The sequence below is a fragment of the Caloramator sp. CAR-1 genome, from assembly GCF_030546345.1.
Lineage (GTDB): Bacteria > Bacillota > Clostridia > Clostridiales > Caloramatoraceae > Caloramator > Caloramator australicus.
The window spans coordinates 1-16744 of the sequence record NZ_JAUONW010000016.1 but is presented as its reverse complement, the minus strand read 5'-3'; the positions used below and the strand labels follow the sequence as shown (position 1 = coordinate 16744).

General features: G+C 31.7%; 16 protein-coding genes and 1 other annotated feature. Of the genes, 14 read left to right on the top strand and 2 right to left on the bottom strand.

What is annotated here, in order from left to right:
• The first annotated feature begins 5 nt into the window (after window positions 1-5).
• Window positions 6-201 (top strand) — a binding site (T-box leader).
• Between the two features lie 49 nt (window positions 202-250).
• The 6 genes from ileS to aroA are packed head-to-tail and all read left to right on the top strand — an operon-like array spanning window position 251 to window position 7304.
• Window positions 251-3046 (top strand): isoleucine--tRNA ligase, encoded by a 2796-nt coding sequence (gene ileS / locus Q3V94_RS04705; protein WP_008908659.1) that lies wholly within the window; start codon window positions 251-253, stop codon window positions 3044-3046.
• A 54-nt stretch (window positions 3047-3100) separates the two neighbouring features.
• The gene (locus Q3V94_RS04700; RefSeq protein WP_192811191.1) at window positions 3101-3406 is read left to right on the top strand and encodes a hypothetical protein; all 306 of its coding nucleotides are present in this window, start codon (window positions 3101-3103) and stop codon (window positions 3404-3406) included.
• A gap of 51 nt (window positions 3407-3457) precedes the next feature.
• Window positions 3458-4522, top strand: a complete 1065-nt coding sequence (gene aroB / locus Q3V94_RS04695; protein WP_008908661.1) for a 3-dehydroquinate synthase — start codon at window positions 3458-3460, stop codon at window positions 4520-4522.
• Between the two features lie 4 nt (window positions 4523-4526).
• Window positions 4527-5216 carry a 5'-methylthioadenosine/adenosylhomocysteine nucleosidase gene (locus tag Q3V94_RS04690; RefSeq protein WP_303525596.1) on the top strand — a complete coding sequence of 230 codons (690 nt, stop codon included), beginning with the start codon at window positions 4527-4529 and terminating at the stop codon, window positions 5214-5216.
• An 8-nt stretch (window positions 5217-5224) separates the two neighbouring features.
• Window positions 5225-5998 (top strand): 3-deoxy-7-phosphoheptulonate synthase, encoded by a 774-nt coding sequence (gene aroF / locus Q3V94_RS04685; protein WP_303525594.1) that lies wholly within the window; start codon window positions 5225-5227, stop codon window positions 5996-5998.
• A 4-nt stretch (window positions 5999-6002) separates the two neighbouring features.
• Window positions 6003-7304, top strand: a complete 1302-nt coding sequence (gene aroA / locus Q3V94_RS04680; RefSeq protein WP_303525592.1) for a 3-phosphoshikimate 1-carboxyvinyltransferase — start codon at window positions 6003-6005, stop codon at window positions 7302-7304.
• 37 nt (window positions 7305-7341) lie between these two features.
• Here aroA and Q3V94_RS04675 read toward each other — a convergent pair whose 3' ends face one another.
• On the bottom strand, window positions 7342-7908 hold the full coding sequence (locus tag Q3V94_RS04675) for an ECF transporter S component (RefSeq protein ID WP_303525590.1): 567 nt from the start codon (window positions 7906-7908) through the stop codon (window positions 7342-7344).
• Between the two features lie 144 nt (window positions 7909-8052).
• On the opposite strand from Q3V94_RS04675, the gene Q3V94_RS04670 reads away from it, so the two are divergent.
• The 6 genes from Q3V94_RS04670 (at window position 8053) to Q3V94_RS04645 (ending at window position 12597) form a co-directional block, all read left to right on the top strand.
• A complete protein-coding gene (locus Q3V94_RS04670; RefSeq protein WP_008908666.1) occupies window positions 8053-8337 on the top strand; it encodes a DUF5665 domain-containing protein in 285 nt (94 codons plus the stop codon).
• Between the two features lie 11 nt (window positions 8338-8348).
• Window positions 8349-8954, top strand: coding sequence for a TraR/DksA C4-type zinc finger protein (locus tag Q3V94_RS04665; protein WP_303525588.1), 606 nt, complete (start codon window positions 8349-8351; stop codon window positions 8952-8954).
• A 65-nt stretch (window positions 8955-9019) separates the two neighbouring features.
• Complete coding sequence (lspA, locus tag Q3V94_RS04660) at window positions 9020-9466, top strand: signal peptidase II (protein ID WP_303525585.1); 447 nt, start codon at window positions 9020-9022, stop codon at window positions 9464-9466.
• 12 nt (window positions 9467-9478) lie between these two features.
• Window positions 9479-10396 (top strand): RluA family pseudouridine synthase, encoded by a 918-nt coding sequence (locus Q3V94_RS04655; RefSeq protein ID WP_303525582.1) that lies wholly within the window; start codon window positions 9479-9481, stop codon window positions 10394-10396.
• Window positions 10397-10408: 12 nt separating this feature from the next.
• On the top strand, window positions 10409-10945 hold the full coding sequence (gene pyrR, locus Q3V94_RS04650) for a bifunctional pyr operon transcriptional regulator/uracil phosphoribosyltransferase PyrR (protein ID WP_008908670.1): 537 nt from the start codon (window positions 10409-10411) through the stop codon (window positions 10943-10945).
• A gap of 71 nt (window positions 10946-11016) precedes the next feature.
• A complete protein-coding gene (locus Q3V94_RS04645; RefSeq protein WP_303525580.1) occupies window positions 11017-12597 on the top strand; it encodes a DEAD/DEAH box helicase in 1581 nt (526 codons plus the stop codon).
• A 28-nt stretch (window positions 12598-12625) separates the two neighbouring features.
• Here the strand turns inward: Q3V94_RS04645 and Q3V94_RS04640 are convergent, their stop codons facing one another.
• Window positions 12626-14365 (bottom strand): NFACT family protein, encoded by a 1740-nt coding sequence (locus Q3V94_RS04640; protein WP_303525578.1) that lies wholly within the window; start codon window positions 14363-14365, stop codon window positions 12626-12628.
• Between the two features lie 72 nt (window positions 14366-14437).
• Between Q3V94_RS04640 and dapF the strand changes: the two genes are divergently transcribed.
• Together dapF and Q3V94_RS04630 are read left to right on the top strand one after the other, a co-directional pair.
• Complete coding sequence (gene dapF / locus Q3V94_RS04635; RefSeq protein WP_303525577.1) at window positions 14438-15259, top strand: diaminopimelate epimerase; 822 nt, start codon at window positions 14438-14440, stop codon at window positions 15257-15259.
• Between the two features lie 55 nt (window positions 15260-15314).
• Complete coding sequence (locus Q3V94_RS04630; protein ID WP_303525576.1) at window positions 15315-16472, top strand: aminotransferase class I/II-fold pyridoxal phosphate-dependent enzyme; 1158 nt, start codon at window positions 15315-15317, stop codon at window positions 16470-16472.
• Window positions 16473-16744 lie beyond the last annotated feature (272 nt).

The window sequence follows — 16744 nt, the reverse complement described above, 5'->3', positions numbered from 1 at the left end:
AATATTATGATACGATGAAAGGGACGAGTAGATAGCATGGGGTTTTACAGAGAGTGGGGGAAGGTGAAAGCCCATAAACTACCAGCTATTGAAAATCACCCTTGAGTAGCAGGCTGAATTTTAGTAAGCTGTGCCGGCATAGCCGTTATTATAATTAAGATATAAATTTGGGTGGTACCGCGAGCAGACTTCGCCCCATGGTGAGGTCTGCTTTTTATTTTGGAAAAAATATACAGGAGGAGGATTTAGCATGGATTATAGCAAAACGCTCAATTTGCCACAAACAGAGTTTGCTATGAGGGCCAATTTACCACAAAAGGAACCTAATATTTTAAAGGAATGGGAAGATATTGATATTTATAAAAAAGCTCTTGAAAAGAATAAAGGGAAAACTCCATTTATTCTTCATGATGGACCACCTTATGCTAATGGCGATATCCATCTAGGACATACTCTAAACAAAATATTAAAAGATATGATAAACAAATATAAGACTATGAGAGGCTTTTATGCACCTTATGTTCCGGGATGGGATACTCATGGTCTTCCAATTGAACTTCAGGCATTAAAGAAATTAGGTATAAAGGTCCATGATGTGTCAACTATTGAGTTTAGAAATATGTGTAGGGATTACGCCCTTGAGCAGGTGGAAAGACAAAAGGAACAGTTTAAACGTTTAGGAGTTATAGGAGACTGGGAAAATCCTTATCTTACGTTATCACCGGAATTTGAGGCTAAGCAGATAGAGATTTTTGGAGATATGGCTCAAAAGGGATATATTTATAAAGGGCTAAAACCTGTGTATTGGTGCCCATCCTGTGAAACTGCCCTTGCAGAAGCAGAAATAGAATATGATGATGAAACTTCAAATTCAATTTATGTTAAATTTAGATTATTGGATGATAAAGGTTTATTTAAGGATCTTGGCGTTAACCTTAATAATATTTATTATGTAATATGGACGACAACAACTTGGACGTTACCTGCTAACCTTGCTATATGTCTAGGACCTGACTTTGATTATGTGCTTGCTAAGTTCAATGAAGAGGTGTATATAGTTGCTAAGGAACTTCTTGAAAATGTTAAAAAAGCTGCAAAACTTGAAGGAGAAGAAATTTTAGCAACCTTTAAAGGATATGAACTTGAAGGACAGGTATGCCATCATCCCTTCTTTGATAGAGAATCATTAATAATAGTTGGCGAACACGTTACATTAGAATCAGGAACAGGATGTGTTCATACAGCACCAGGACATGGGGAAGAGGACTTTTATATAGGTCAAAAATATGGATTAGAAGTATTAAATCCTGTTGATGGTAAAGGAAGATTTACTGAGCTTGCAGGCAAATATGCTGGATTAACATATAAGGAAGGGAACAAGGCTATTCTACAGGATTTAAGAGAAAGCAATATGCTTCTTGCAGAGGAAAAGATTACCCACTCCTATCCACATTGCTGGAGATGTAAAAACCCAATTATTTTTAGAGCAACAGAACAGTGGTTTGCTTCAATAGAAGGCTTTAGAAAGTCAGCAATAGAAGCCATAAAGGAAGTAAAATGGATTCCAGAGTGGGGAGAAGATAGAATTGAAAGCATGGTTGCTGAACGTGGCGATTGGTGTATTTCAAGGCAAAGAACATGGGGAGTTCCAATTCCAATCTTCTATTGTGAAGAGTGCGGTAAGGAATTGGTTGATAAAAATATTATTTACCATGTAGCAGAGATTTTCAGACAAAAAGGGTCAAATGCTTGGTTTGAATTAGAAGCAAAGGATCTTCTACCAGAAGGAACGAAGTGCGGATGTGGCTCGGATAAATTTAGAAAAGAAACTGATATTATGGATGTTTGGTTTGACTCAGGTTCAAGCCATGTAGGGGTATTAGAGACAAGGGATGAGCTAAGCTGGCCAGCTGACCTTTATATAGAAGGTAACGACCAATATAGAGGGTGGTTCCAATCTTCACTTTTAACATCGGTTGCAACAAGAGAAAAGGCACCATATAAGATGGTTATAACTCATGGTATGGTTGTTGATGGTGAAGGCAGAAAGATGTCAAAATCCTTAGGAAATGGAATTGATCCACTTGATGTTATAAAGGAATATGGCGCTGATGTTTTAAGGCTTTGGGTTTCTTCAGCAGATTATAAAAGCGATGTTAGAATGTCAAAGGATATTTTAAAGCAGCTTTCTGAAGTATATAGAAAGATAAGAAACACTGCAAGATTCCTCCTTGGAAATCTGTATGATTTTAATCCAGATACCGATATGGTTGATTATGAAGAAATGAATGAGCTTGATAAATGGGCTCTTTTGAAATTACAACACTTAATAAAAGATGTTACAGATGCTTATGAAAACTATGAGTTCCATATTTTATACCACGATATCCATAATTTCTGCGTCGTTGACATGAGCAATTTCTACTTAGACATAATTAAAGATAGGCTATATACGGAAAGACCTGATTCTAAGGAAAGAAGGGCTGCACAAACTGTTCTTTGGACGATATTAGATGCTTTAGTAAAAATGATTGCTCCTGTCTTATCCTTTACAGCAGATGAAATATGGAAGTATATGCCGAAATCAAAAAATAATAATTTTGAAAGCGTTCATCTTGCAGATTGGCCGGAAGTCGTTGAAAAGTATGTTGATAAAGAATTAGAAAATAGATGGGATAATGTTCAAAGAATAAGAGGAGAAGTTTTAAAGGCATTAGAGATGGCAAGAGTTAATAAAATAATTGGACATTCATTAAATGCTAAAGTTCAAATATTTGCTGAAGGTGAAACCTATAATTTCTTAAATGAAATTAGAAACTATCTAGAAACAGTATTTATAGTTTCTAAAGTGGAGTTGATTGAAGGAATTAATAAAGCACCTGAAAATGCTTATAAAGGAGAGGAAATCAAAGAATTGGCTGTCCTTGTTTCTCAAGCTGACGGAGAAAAATGCGAAAGATGCTGGGTATATAGTGAAACAGTTGGAAGGTCAAAAGAACATCCGACTTTATGTGCAAGATGTTTAGAGGTAGTTAAGAGTCTATAATAAAAACCCCTTAAGGACGACCTTAAGGGGTTTTTTTACTTTTTACTATATTTTATGTCAAGGAAAAGTGAAAATAATATATTTGTAAGGGCTGCGATAAAAAACATAGTTGCTAGGATAAATCTTGCTAGGTCTTCAAATCCTACTGTCGCTTTTTTGCCAAGATATATGTTTATGAGACCGCCTATAAGAAATAAAATTCCTATTATGTATTTTAAAAATTTAACCTTCGAATATTTAAACAAAACAAATGTAAGGATAGCAGAAAACAAGGAAACTGCAACAATAACTGTAAAAAAACGTCCTAAAACCATTTTAAAACACCTTCCTTTTTTAATATTATATATTTCTTTTCATTAAAATGTTTAATTGTTATAATATTTTTAAAGAAGTGTATTAGAGGGGTTAGTTATGAAGGAAGTTAAAGTAAATGTTTCAAAACCTTATAATATTTACATATCCCATGATTTTAACTTGTTTAAAGGATTGCTGGAGAAATATAAATGTCATTCATTATTTATTGTAACCGATGATACAGTTTATAATCTATATAAAAATTATTTTAATCAAATTCCATATATAATTGGATTAAAATCAATTAAACCAGGGGAAGGAAGCAAAAACATAAACACAGTTCTTGAGATATACAATTCGCTAATTAAATGTAACGCTAATAAAAAGACGGCAATAGTAGCCATGGGTGGAGGAGTGGTTGGCGATTTAGCAGCTTTTGTAGCCTCAACCTTTATGAGAGGGATTAGGGTAGTTCATATACCTACAACTCTTATGGCACAATGTGATAGCAGTATAGGTGGAAAAACAGGATTTGATTATAACGGAATTAAAAACATTATAGGAACTTTTTATCAACCGGAATTTGTCTTTACTGATGTAAGTTTTTTAAAAACGTTGGATAAAAGGCAATTTTTAAATGGAATTGCTGAAGTTATCAAATATTCTATAGTTTGCGATGAGGGCCTTTGGGACTACCTGATGCAAAATAAAAGGGGATTGCTTGAAAGGGAATCTGATAAACTTATGCATATAGTTCATAAATGCTCTAAAATTAAAGCTAAAATCGTAGAAGAAGATGTGTATGATAATGATAGAAGACAGGTTCTTAATTTTGGACATACAATAGGTCATGCAATTGAAAGCTACTTTAAATTTGAAATTTTACATGGAGAGGCAGTATCCATTGGCATGGTGGTTGAATCTTATTTATCTTATCAGCTTGGATATATTAATTTTTCAGATTATCAAAGGATCATCGAGTTGATAAAGAATATCGGATTACCCGTAAAAATAAAAGTCGATGATATCGAAAAATTAATGGAATACATAAAAAAAGATAAGAAAAAAATAAATGAAAATATAAAATTTGCTTTACCATATAATATTGGCCATGCTATAATTACAGGGGATTTAAAAGAAAACTTTGTAAAAAATGCTATAAAATATTGTTTGGGAGGTTAAATAGATGATCGGAATAATTGGAGCAATGGAAGAAGAAATATTAAAGCTAAAGAAAATGATGAAGGTAGATAGAATAGAAAAAAAGGCTAATATGGAGTTTTACAAAGGAATTTTACTTAATAAAGATGTTGTAGTGGTAAGAAGCGGCATAGGAAAAGTCAATGCTGCCATTTGCACACAAATACTTATAGACGATTTTAATGTGGATATAGTGATAAATACTGGAGTAGCAGGCAGAGTTAACGAAAAATTAAATCCAGGTGATGTTGTGATATCAAAGGATTTAGTTCAACATGATGTTGATGGAACATGCATTGATTATAAGCCAGGACAAATACCAAGAATGGATGATTATATTTTTAAAGCAGATGAAAAATTGATAAGCTTGGCATTTGAAGCAACCAAGGACATAGAGCATTTTAATGTTCATATAGGAAGGATTGCAACAGGAGATCAAGTAATTGCAGATTCTAAAAAGCTTATATGGCTCAAGGAAACCTTTGATGCGTTAGCTGTTGAAATGGAAGGGGCAGCTATTGCCCATGCCAGCTATATAAATAATATTCCCTTTGTAGTAATAAGGTCTATTTCAGATTTTGCAGATGAAAACCATGTTGCAGATTATGAAAAGTATATTAATATAGCAATAGAGAATTCTATTTCAATTTTAACAAATATGTTAAAAAAGCTGTAGGTGATACTATGGTCAAAAAAATAAAGCAAGGTCCTAAGGTTAATATAAATCAGCCTTTAATAATTGCTGGACCCTGCAGTGTTGAAAATTATGATATTATGGATAAAACAGTTAAATTTTTAAAGGAGTTAGGAATTGAATACATTAGGGGTGGCGCATTTAAACCAAGAACATCTCCCTATAGTTTTCAAGGTTTGGGAATAGAAGGACTAGAAATACTAGAAGATATGAAGAAAAAATATGGTGTTAAAATAGTTTCAGAGATACTTGACATTAGAGATCTTGAAGAAATGATAGATTCGATTGATATAATACAAGTTGGTTCAAGGAATATGTATAATTATCCCTTGTTAAAGGAATTAGGGAGGATAAAAAAACCTATTCTTCTTAAAAGGGGTATTTCGGCAACAATTGATGAATGGTTAAATGCAGCGGAATACATAGCTTTGGAAGGAAATACTGATATAATTCTGTGTGAAAGAGGTATAAGAACATTTGAAAACTACACCAGAAATACTCTTGATTTAAATTGTGTTCCTGTGGTTAAGCAAAGGACTAATTTGGCAATAATAGTAGATCCAAGCCATGGAACTGGAAGAAGAGAATTGGTAAAGCCATTAAGTCTTGCAGCAATTGCAGCTGGAGCTGACGGATTATTAATAGAAGTTCATCCTGATCCGGATAACGCTTTATCGGATGGTTTCCAGTCATTAAATTTTGAGGAATTTAAGGATACATATAACAAAGTAATTGCCACATATCACTGTGTAAATACGAGGTGATTAAATGAATTTTATTACAAGTAAATGTAATAATCTAAAGGGAAGAGTTAGATTAAAAGGGGATAAGTCGATATCCCATAGGGCTGCATTAATTTTACCACTGTGTCATGGCGATGCAGTGGTTAAAAATTTTTTGTTTGCTGAGGATACGATAAATTCTTTAAATGCAATGAGAATGCTTGGTGCAGATATAAAAATAGTTAATGATGAAGTTCATTTTAAAGCCAGAGGACTACAAAGTTTAAAACCACCAGTTAAGAGTATATATCTTGGAAATTCTGGGACATCTATAAGGCTTATATCTGGCATATTGTCATCCATAGATGGATATTTTGCTGTTTATGGGGATGAATCCCTTTGCAGAAGACCAATGAAAAGGATTATCGATCCCCTTAACATGATGGGAGCTGATATTAAGTCAATATTAAATAACGATAGGGCACCTTTATTAATAAAGGGAGGGAAACTAAAGGGAATAGAATACAGCTTAGAAGTTCCTTCTGCTCAAGTTAAATCTGCTATTATTTTGGCTGGACTTAATGCAGATAGGGAAACAAAAATAAAGGAAAAGGTTAGATCACGGGACCATACTGAAAGGATGTTAAAATATTTAGGGGCAGAATTAGAAATTAAGAAGGATGAAATAAGATTAAAGGGAGGGCAACAATTACAAGCAAGGGATTTATTTGTCCCATCTGATTTTTCATCAGCTGCCTTTATTATAGCAGCTGCTGCATTGACTGAAAATTCGGAGGTTACAATTGAGGATGTGCTTTTAAATCCAACACGGATAGGTTTTCTAGAAGCATTTAAGAATATGGGAGGTCAATTTGAAATATTGAATTTAAGAGAAGTTAACAATGAGTTGGTAGGCAGTATAAAGGTTTATAGAAGTAAATTAAAGGGAATTACTATTGAGGGGGAGATAATTCCAAGGCTTATAGATGAAATTCCTTTGATATCAATTCTAGCAGCTTTTGCTGAAGGTAAAACTATAATAAAAGATGCACAGGAATTGAAATACAAAGAAAGCAATAGAATAGAAAGCATAGCTTATAATTTAAAGGAAATGGGAATAGAATACGAAATCAGAGATGATGGATTAAAGATTTTAGGCAATACATATATTTTGAAAGACAGTTATAATTTTTATTCCTTTAAAGATCATAGAATAGCTATGGCTTTTTCATTAGTTGGTTTTGTTTTGGATAATGTTAGAGTTTATGACTGTGACAATGTTAAAACCTCTTTCCCAGATTTTGTAGAAGTTATGGAGGGAATAAACGGAAAAATTAAGATAGTATAAAACTTTATATGGGGTTGAATGATATCAACCCCATTTTTCACTCTTTAAAAGAAGATTTAAGAGCCTTTACTACGGCAGTAACGATTATTACTGCTACTATAATTTCTAGAGTTCCATTTTTAAGACCTACTAATAATAGGAATTTTCCTAAAGTATCTATTGCAATTTTTCTTATGTTGGCAAAGGATTGGGCAGCAAATAAGTAAATCATTGATAAAACTAAAACGGTATTTGTTAAAGTTCCTAAAATTGCTGTTAAAGATGCATTTTTTGTTTTCTTGTAAGCTAAAGCAGAGACTATACCTATCATAATTCTTGGAAATATAGAAACCATTGGATTTATAAAAACAGGGGCTAAAGGACCAGAAAGATTACTGATTAAACTTGAGAGGCCAAAGATTAACCCTACAATTATTCCACCAAAATAACCTTCAAAAATAGATGCAATTATAACTGGAATGTGCATAAATGTTACCCTGATGGCTCCTAATTGGATGTAACCAAATGGAGTAAAACTCATAAAAATAGAAATTGCACCTAAAATAGAAATACGAGTTAAAGTTTTTAATGGAAAAGGTTTGACTTGATTTGGATTAGTTAACATAAAAACACCTCCATGTTCCGGCCATAAAGGTCCAGACATATTTTAATTTAATTTTATATTTTTTATGAAATCTAATCAATATAAAATTACTATAAATACATATTTAATAAGTTTTTAAGGCAAAATAATTTTGGAGGGCCTTTTATGAAGGAAAAAAAGGATTTAGAATTAATTAAGAATTTATCGCTACAACTTGAAAGAGCGAAAATAGGTGATTATGTAGATTTAATGCAAAATCCAACTCGTTTGATTTTATTAAACTTTATTTCAGGGATAGCAAGGGGAGTAGGCATAGGAATAGGATTTACAATATTAAGCGCTTTTATAATTTATGTTTTACAGCGGCTTGTTATGCTTAATTTACCCTTAATAAGCGGTATTATTTCTGAAATAATACGCCTTGTAAAATATAGATTGCCAGGAGCATAAGGAGTGGTTTTATGGATTCAAACAAATTAAAACAATATAAAGAAAAATTAAAAAAAGAAAGACAAAGAATTTTACAAACCATAGATTCTATGTATGAAAATGGTCTTGCAAGTCCACAGCGGGAGGAGGTTGGTGAGCTTTCTGTAAACGACAATCATCCTGCGGATATGGGGACAGAAATGTTTGATAAAGAAAGGGGATATGCCCTTTTAAGCAATGAAAAGGATATGTTATATCAAATAGATAGAGCCCTTGAAAATATAGAAAAAGGAACATATGGAAAATGTGAAGTCTGTGGAAGAGAGATTGAGGAGGAAAGGCTAAATTTGTTACCCTATGCCCTAAGGTGTTCTAACTGTGAAAAGGAAATGATTAATCATAATACCTTTAGGTATGATAGACCAGCAGAGGAAGAGGTTCTTAATTATCCCTTTGGAAGGACCTTTAATGATATATCTGAATCGGTTGAGTATGACGGTGAAGATGCATGGCAGGATGTTGACGAATTTAATAAAATTCCCAAAATGAAACGAAATTATGAAGATGAGTATATAAGCGGAACAGTAGAGGAAACTGATAATATTAGCAATCAACAATATAAAAATCAGTTACCCTAAAGGGCTTGCATTATTGCAAGTCTTATTTTATTATGTTAATAGCTAAATAAGAAATGGGGGATGTTATGCAGATCTTGTATATTTTACTTCTTGTAATTATAGACCATATAACAAAATACATAGCAAAAATTCAATTATCTTACGGAAAGTCCGTCACGTTAATTGATGGCTTTTTAGAACTTATATATGTTGAAAATAGAGGGGCAGCCTTTGGAATCTTAAAAAATAAAAAATTTTTTCTTGTAGGAATAACTACGATTGCTATTATAGGAATGATCTATTATTTAGTTAGGACCACAAATCTGAATAAGTGGGAAAGAATGAGCCTTATTTTTATAATATCTGGTGCTATTGGCAATTTGATAGACCGCATATTTAGAGGTTATGTAGTTGACTTTATCCATTTTTACATAAAAGATATATTTGATTGGCCTGTGTTTAATATCGCCGATATTTTAGTAGTCATTGGTGCTATAATTTTAGCTTTTTCGATTTTATTTTTAAAAAAATGATGGAGTGATGCTATGGCTGAAATAAGAACATTTTTGGTGGAAAGTAACGATGTGGGAAAACGAATTGATGTTTTTTTAAGTGAAAAAATTGAAGATATGTCAAGGTCAAGAATACAAAAGTTAATTGAAGATAATAAAATTAAGGTGAATGCAAAGGAAATTAAGAGCAATTATAAAATAAAAAATGGTGATGAGATTACTGTTGAAGTTCCGAAACCTGTAATGTTACAAATACAAGCAGAGGATATTGACATTGATATATTATACGAAGATGATGACATTGTTGTTGTTAACAAGCCTCAAGGAATGGTCGTTCATCCTGCGGCAGGTAACTACACAGGAACTTTAGTGAATGCTCTTTTAAAAAAGTGTAAGACTTTATCAAGCATTAATGGTGTGATAAGGCCTGGAATAGTTCATAGAATTGATAAAGATACCTCTGGGGTGCTAGTTGTAGCTAAAAACGATTATGCTCATCAACATCTAGCTGAGCAGATAAAGGAGCACACGGTAAAAAGAGTATATATTGCTTTAACCGAAGGGGTTATAAAACAAGATCAAGGAACAATTGATAAACCAATAGGAAGGCATCCTATACATAGAAAAAAGATGGCAGTTATTGAAAATGGCAAAAGGGCAGTAACTCACTTTAAGGTTTTAGAAAGATATAAGGAAAACACATTAGTCGAGGCACGACTAGAGACGGGAAGAACCCATCAAATTAGGGTTCATATGGCATATATTGGGTATCCATTGGTAGGTGATCCGGTTTATGGGTTTAAAAAACAAAAATTTAATTTAAAAGGACAGGCTTTACATGCGATGGTATTGGGCTTCATTCATCCAAGAACCGGTGAGTATATGGAGTTTTCATCACCGTTGCCTGATTATTTCCAGAATTTGATTGAAAAATTGCGAAGGATGTCATGAGGAGGTATGAAGATGAAGGAAAAGGCTATGCTCTTAGATGAAAATAGTATAATTAGGGCATTAAAGAGAATATCCCATGAGATAATTGAAAAAAATAAAGGTGTTGAAGATGTGGTTCTTTTAGGCATTAAGACGAGGGGGGTTCCTCTAGCTAAAAGAATTGCAAAATTCATTGAGTCCTTTGAGGGGCAAAAGGTTTTAGTTGGAGAAATAGATATATCATTTTATAGGGATGACTTGACAGAAAAATATATAGAGCCTATGGTAAAGACAAACAAATTAGAATTTGACATTAATGGGAAAAGAGTTGTCCTAGTAGATGATGTTATTTTTACTGGCAGAACGGTAAGAGCTGCACTGGATGCTGTAATAGATTTAGGAAGACCTAAAGCAATTCAGCTTGCAGTTTTAATAGATAGGGGACATAGGGAACTACCTATAAGACCTGATTATGTTGGCAAGAATGTTCCAACATCATTAAATGAAGTTGTTGAAGTCAAGCTATATGAAACCGATGGTGAAGATAAAGTGATTATTTTAGAAAAATAATTTAACTTTATAAGATAGATGCCGGTTTATCCGGCATAATTTTTTAGCATAATAATTAATGAGGTGATAATATGGAAAAAATTAAATTTGAAGAACTAAATTTATCCAAGGAAATATTAAAGGCAATTGAAGAATTAGGATATGAAGAAGCAACGCCTATTCAAGCAAAAACCATTCCAATAATACTTCAAGGTAAGGATATTATTGGTCAGGCACAAACTGGGACAGGAAAAACAGCTGCCTTTGGGATCCCAACGCTTGAAAAGATTGATCCATCTAAGAAAACTATTCAAGCTTTGATACTGTGTCCAACAAGAGAATTAGCTATTCAAGTTTCAGAGGAATTAAAAAAGTTATCAAAATATAAAAAAGCCATAGGTATTTTACCAATATATGGTGGACAATCGATTGAAAGGCAAATACAGTCCTTGAAAAAAGGGGTAAACATAATAATAGGAACTCCAGGAAGATGTATAGACCATATCGAAAGGGGAACATTGAAGCTTGAAGATATCAAACTCTTTATATTAGATGAAGCGGACGAAATGCTCAATATGGGATTTATTGAGGACATAGAATTTATTCTAGATAAAACACCAAAGGATAAACAGACTTTGTTATTTTCTGCTACGATGCCAGATCCTATACTAAAGTTAACAAAAAAATATCTTAAAAATCCAGAACATATTAAAGTTGTTCATAAGGAATTAACGGTTCCTACCATTGAACAGATTTATTTTGAGGTTAAAGAAGCACATAAGATTGAGATTTTATCAAGGCTTTTAGATATATATAATCCTAAATTAGCTTTAGTATTTTGTAATACAAAGAAAAAAGTAGATGAAGTTGTATCAAGCCTACAGGCAAGGGGATATCTTGCGGATGCTCTACATGGAGACATGAAACAAAATCAAAGGGATAGGGTTATGGCTAAATTCCGTTCAGGAACTATTGATGTTCTTGTGGCAACTGATGTAGCTGCAAGAGGAATTGATGTTGAAGATGTAGAGATAGTTTTTAATTACGACGTTCCTCAGGATGAAGAATATTATGTCCACAGAATAGGTAGAACAGGAAGAGCAGGAAGGGAAGGAAAGGCCTTTACATTTGTTTCTGGAAAGGATATATATAAACTTAGGGATATTCAAAGATATACTAAAACAAAAATAAAGCTTCAAAAAATTCCTACCTTACACGATGTTGAGGAAAGTAGAACAAGTAAAATTATTGATAGGATTAAAGAATCCATCAACGAAGGTAATCTGGAAAAATATAGCGACATTATTGAAAGAATAATAGATGATGAATATACATCCCTTGATGTTGCTGCTGCTCTACTTAAAATAGTAATGAGTGAAGATAAAAGGTATGATGAAATTGAGGATGCCTTTGAAGGCACTGGAGCAGAACCAGGCATGGTAAGGTTGTTTGTTAACGTAGGAAAGAATCATAAAATAAGCCCAAGAGATATAGTTGGGGCAATAGCTGATAAGGTTAAGTTACCAGGTGATTTGATTGGAAGAATAGATATTTTTGATAAATTTTCATTTGTAGAAGTCCCAACAGATTATGCTAATGAAGTCTTAGATATCATGAAGAATAATACAATTAAGGGTAAAAAGGTAAATATTGAAATTGCAAAAAATAAATAAAGGGCTACAGCATGTAGCCCCATTTTAATTATTCAATCTTTTTTAAATTTTTTATTTTTAGTTCATCTGGAGTAACATAGATAGTTCTATTGGTATAATATATTACCATTCCAGGCTTTGCGCCGGAGGGTTTTTTTACATTTTTTATAGAAGTCCAGTCGACGGGAACATTGGTTGAATTTTTACCTTTGCTATAATATGCTGCAAGGTAGGCAGCTTCTAATAAAGCCTGTTCGCTCACAAAGCCCGATCTTGATTTAATTATTACGTGGGATCCTGGGATATTTTTTGTATGTAACCAAATGTCATCTTTATTTGCAAATTTTAAAGTTAAATAATCATTTTGGATATTGTTTTTACCTACATAAATATCAAAGCCGTCGCTTGAAATATAATGATGTGGGGCTGATTTAATTTGTTTTTTTGTATTTTTCCTTTGCTTTAAATAACCAGAAGACATTAGTTCATGTTTAATTTCTTCTAATGTATCAATATCGTTAGCGTTTTCTATACTATATAAGATGCCTTCTAAGTATTCTTTTTCTTGAAGGGCTTCTTTTAATTGCTTTTCTAATATTTCGGTTGTTGCTTTGTATTTGGCATATTTTTTATAGTATTCTTGAGCATTTTCAACTGCATTAAGGTTTTCATTTAGAGGTATGTTAATAAGGGTTAAATCTTTATCATAAAAATTTGGTAAACTAATTTCTTTTTGATTAGACTTAATGCTATATTGATTTGCCATCAATATATCTGCATAAATTTTAAAATTTTCATATCCTTGGCATTCGGATATTTTGTTATTGTAAGCTTCGATTTTTTTTATGTTTTTTTCTAATAAAGTTTTTATTAATTTTATGAGATCGCTATATTTATGCTTAAGGGTATCTTGGATATCCTTTTGATTATAAAATTTATCCAGTAATTCTGAGGGAGAATTTAGTATTTCTTTTTGATAATTTTTATAATTTTCAAGGTCAAAAATGTAATAGTCTATTAGTCTATTGTCTTGAGAATATAAAATATATAGAAAATCATTGCTTTTTATCTTTGCTAAAAAGTAGAAGAAATTATTTTTAATAATAAGCTTATCATTATCGGATAAATCTTTTATATTTTTATCCTCAAAACTTTTGCATATTTCAGCACTTAATTGTTTGCTAAGGCCTAAAAATGTTTCAGAAAAAAAATTAATTAATTTTTTAGAAGGATTTTTTACTATTAAATTTTCGAAAGTTTGTGCATCTATTTCAAGTGGATTTATTCTCCCTTGATTTGGTGGAAAAACATAATCCACTCCCGGGAGAACAAGTCTATATCTATTCATATCACTACCAAGGTGTTTAATAGCATCGATAATTTTATATTTTTCATCGAGAAGTATTATATTGCTATGTTTTCCCATAATCTCTATAATAATATAATAATATGAAGAATAGCCTAGTTCATCCTTACCTTCAAATTTAATTTCAACAATTCTGTCAAAATTTATCTGTTTTATATCCTCCAAGCGAGAGTTTTGTAAATATTTCCTTAATACCATTACAAAATTGGGTGCAGTCTGGGGATTTTCTTTGTTAATATTAGTTATTTGAATTCTCGGATAGGATGGATTAGAAGATAGAAGTAATTTATAATTGATTTTATCCTTTTTAAGATTTATTATTAAATCATCTTTAGTGGGTTGATGAATTTTATCAACTCTTGCACCTTTTAAATTAGATATTTCCTTTACTATGGCTCGAGTGAAAGCGCCGTCAAATGGCATGAATGTTCCCCCTTTCTTAAAGTCATAATTGATTATAGCATTTAACTTATAAATGTAAAAGGAGGTTTTAATATGTATTTTGCAAAAATGCATGGATTAGGTAATGATTTTATTGTAATAAATAATTTAGACGGAAGAAATATTGACTATTCAAATTTGGCAAGAAAAATATGCGATAGGCATTTTGGTATTGGTGCTGATGGCCTTTTAGTAGTAGAAAAGTCAAAGATTGCAGATATAAAAATGCTCATATTTAACAGCGATGGTAGTCAAGCTGAAATGTGTGGAAATGGAATAAGATGTTTTGCAAAATATGTGTTTGAAAAAGAGATACTAAAAAAAGAAAAAATGATTATTGAAACTTTAGCAGGAATTATGGTTGCGGAACTAAAAATTAATAATTCTTTAGTTAATTTTGTTAAAATTAATATGGGAAAACCTCAAATTAATAATATCGAAAGTATTTTCAATTTAAAGGTAGATAATTTAAATTATGAAATAAATTTAAATGAAAAAAAATTCATCGCTTCAACTTTATTGATGGGAGTTCCCCATACGATAATATATACTGAAGATATTAAAGATGAAGATATTTTAATTTTTGGACCTCAAATTGAAAAATTGGATTTTTATCCTTATAAGACAAATGTTAATTTTGTAAAAGTGATAAGCAATAAAAAAATTAAGGTAAAAACTTGGGAAAGGGGAGCTGGACTTACACTTGCTTGTGGGACAGGATCCTGTGCTTCAGTGGTTGCAGCATACTTAAATGGCTTAACAAACAATTTAGTTGAGGTAGAACTTGAAGCTGGAAGCTTATTTATAGAGTATAATGATGATGTTTATATGGAAGGTCCTGCTGAATTTATATGTGAAGGGAATTTTTTTGAGTAACCTCTGAAAACCTCCGGAATATTATAATATTAGTAAATTTCTGGAGGGATTTTTTTTGAAATTATCAAATAGGATATCAGCAATTCCACATTATGTTTTTGCAAGATTAGAAGAATATAAAAAGGAATTTGAAAAAAATGATATTAAAATAATCGATTTAAGCATAGGGGATCCGGATATAAAAACACCTCAGTTTATAGTGGATGAATTAATTCATGCCCTTAATAGAAAAGATTTTTATAAATATCCGCCCTATAGTGGAACTAATGAGCTAAAAAAATCAATTGCAAACTTTTATAAAAGACATTTTGATGTTGATTTAGACTATGAAAATGAAGTTGGAATACTAATTGGAGCAAAGGAAGGGATAGCACATTTAATAATGGCACTAACAGACCCAGGAGATTACTGTATAATCCCTGATCCGGGTTATCCTGTTTATTTTTATTCATCATTAATTGCAGGATGCATTCCTTATAAGATATATTTACAACGAGAAAGGGACTATATGCCTAATTTATATGGGATCCATAATGAGGTAGTAAGAAAAGCTAAAATATTAATAGTTAATTATCCTAATAATCCTACAGGAGCTTGTGGGAATTTAGAGTTTTTTTCTGAATTAATTAATTTTGGAATTAAAAATGATATAGCAATAGTGAATGACGCAGCTTATGTAAATTTAGTAACGGATGAAAGATATAAAAAAAGCATATTACAAGTTGAAGGGGCTAAAAAAATAGCTGTTGAAATTGGAAGTTTATCAAAGAGTTATAATATGCCTGGTTGGAGAATTGGATATATTGTAGGTAATAAGGAGATAATAAAAAGACTATCAATTATAAAATCAAATATTGATTCTGGTCAGTTTTTGCCTATTCAATTAGCTGCGTCAAAAGCCTTTGATTATGGTGATTATTTTATAAGTTATATGAATAGTGTTTATGGGGAAAGGCGAAAAATTGTTAATAGCATATTAAAACAAGGGAATTTTGATATCTATGATAGTAAAGGGACATTTTATGTATGGTTTAAAGTTCCTGATGGTTATTCTTCAGAGGAATTTTGTGAAATAATTTTAAAAAAGGCACAAGTTATGATTACTCCTGGTAATGCCTTTGGAGATATGGGAGAGGGATTTTGTAGGATTTCATTGACCTTTCAAACAGATATTTTAAAATCAGCAGCAGAAAGAATTATAAAAATTATTTAGGGCATGCATTGCATGTCCAATTTAAATTTTAACATAGTGTAAAATTATTGTAGGACGAAAAAGGACAAAAAATTTAAAAGAGACAACCCCTGTGGTAAAATAAAAAGTGGAAAAAACACAAATCAATAAGGGGGTGTCTCTTTTGAATAATATTATACAACATGATATTATACAACAACATTTAATAAATTTCACTACTAAATTAATAAAAAATGTAGAAGAAATGCTGTCAAAAGAATGGGATTTTACAAAACTTGTTGAGGTAGTTAAAG

Coding starts and splice junctions, on each gene's coding strand:
- aroA (WP_303525592.1), top strand. CDS start 6,003: ATGAATTTTATTACAAGTAAATGTAATAATCTAAAGGGAAGAGTTAGA.
- Q3V94_RS04655 (WP_303525582.1), top strand. CDS start 9,479: ATGGCTGAAATAAGAACATTTTTGGTGGAAAGTAACGATGTGGGAAAA.
- ileS (WP_008908659.1), top strand. CDS start 251: ATGGATTATAGCAAAACGCTCAATTTGCCACAAACAGAGTTTGCTATG.
- pyrR (WP_008908670.1), top strand. CDS start 10,409: ATGAAGGAAAAGGCTATGCTCTTAGATGAAAATAGTATAATTAGGGCA.
- Q3V94_RS04700 (WP_192811191.1), top strand. CDS start 3,101: ATGTCAAGGAAAAGTGAAAATAATATATTTGTAAGGGCTGCGATAAAA.
- Q3V94_RS04690 (WP_303525596.1), top strand. CDS start 4,527: ATGATCGGAATAATTGGAGCAATGGAAGAAGAAATATTAAAGCTAAAG.
- Q3V94_RS04665 (WP_303525588.1), top strand. CDS start 8,349: ATGGATTCAAACAAATTAAAACAATATAAAGAAAAATTAAAAAAAGAA.
- aroF (WP_303525594.1), top strand. CDS start 5,225: ATGGTCAAAAAAATAAAGCAAGGTCCTAAGGTTAATATAAATCAGCCT.
- dapF (WP_303525577.1), top strand. CDS start 14,438: ATGTATTTTGCAAAAATGCATGGATTAGGTAATGATTTTATTGTAATA.
- aroB (WP_008908661.1), top strand. CDS start 3,458: ATGAAGGAAGTTAAAGTAAATGTTTCAAAACCTTATAATATTTACATA.
- Q3V94_RS04675 (WP_303525590.1), bottom strand. CDS start 7,908: ATGTTAACTAATCCAAATCAAGTCAAACCTTTTCCATTAAAAACTTTA.
- Q3V94_RS04670 (WP_008908666.1), top strand. CDS start 8,053: ATGAAGGAAAAAAAGGATTTAGAATTAATTAAGAATTTATCGCTACAA.
- lspA (WP_303525585.1), top strand. CDS start 9,020: ATGCAGATCTTGTATATTTTACTTCTTGTAATTATAGACCATATAACA.
- Q3V94_RS04640 (WP_303525578.1), bottom strand. CDS start 14,365: ATGCCATTTGACGGCGCTTTCACTCGAGCCATAGTAAAGGAAATATCT.
- Q3V94_RS04645 (WP_303525580.1), top strand. CDS start 11,017: ATGGAAAAAATTAAATTTGAAGAACTAAATTTATCCAAGGAAATATTA.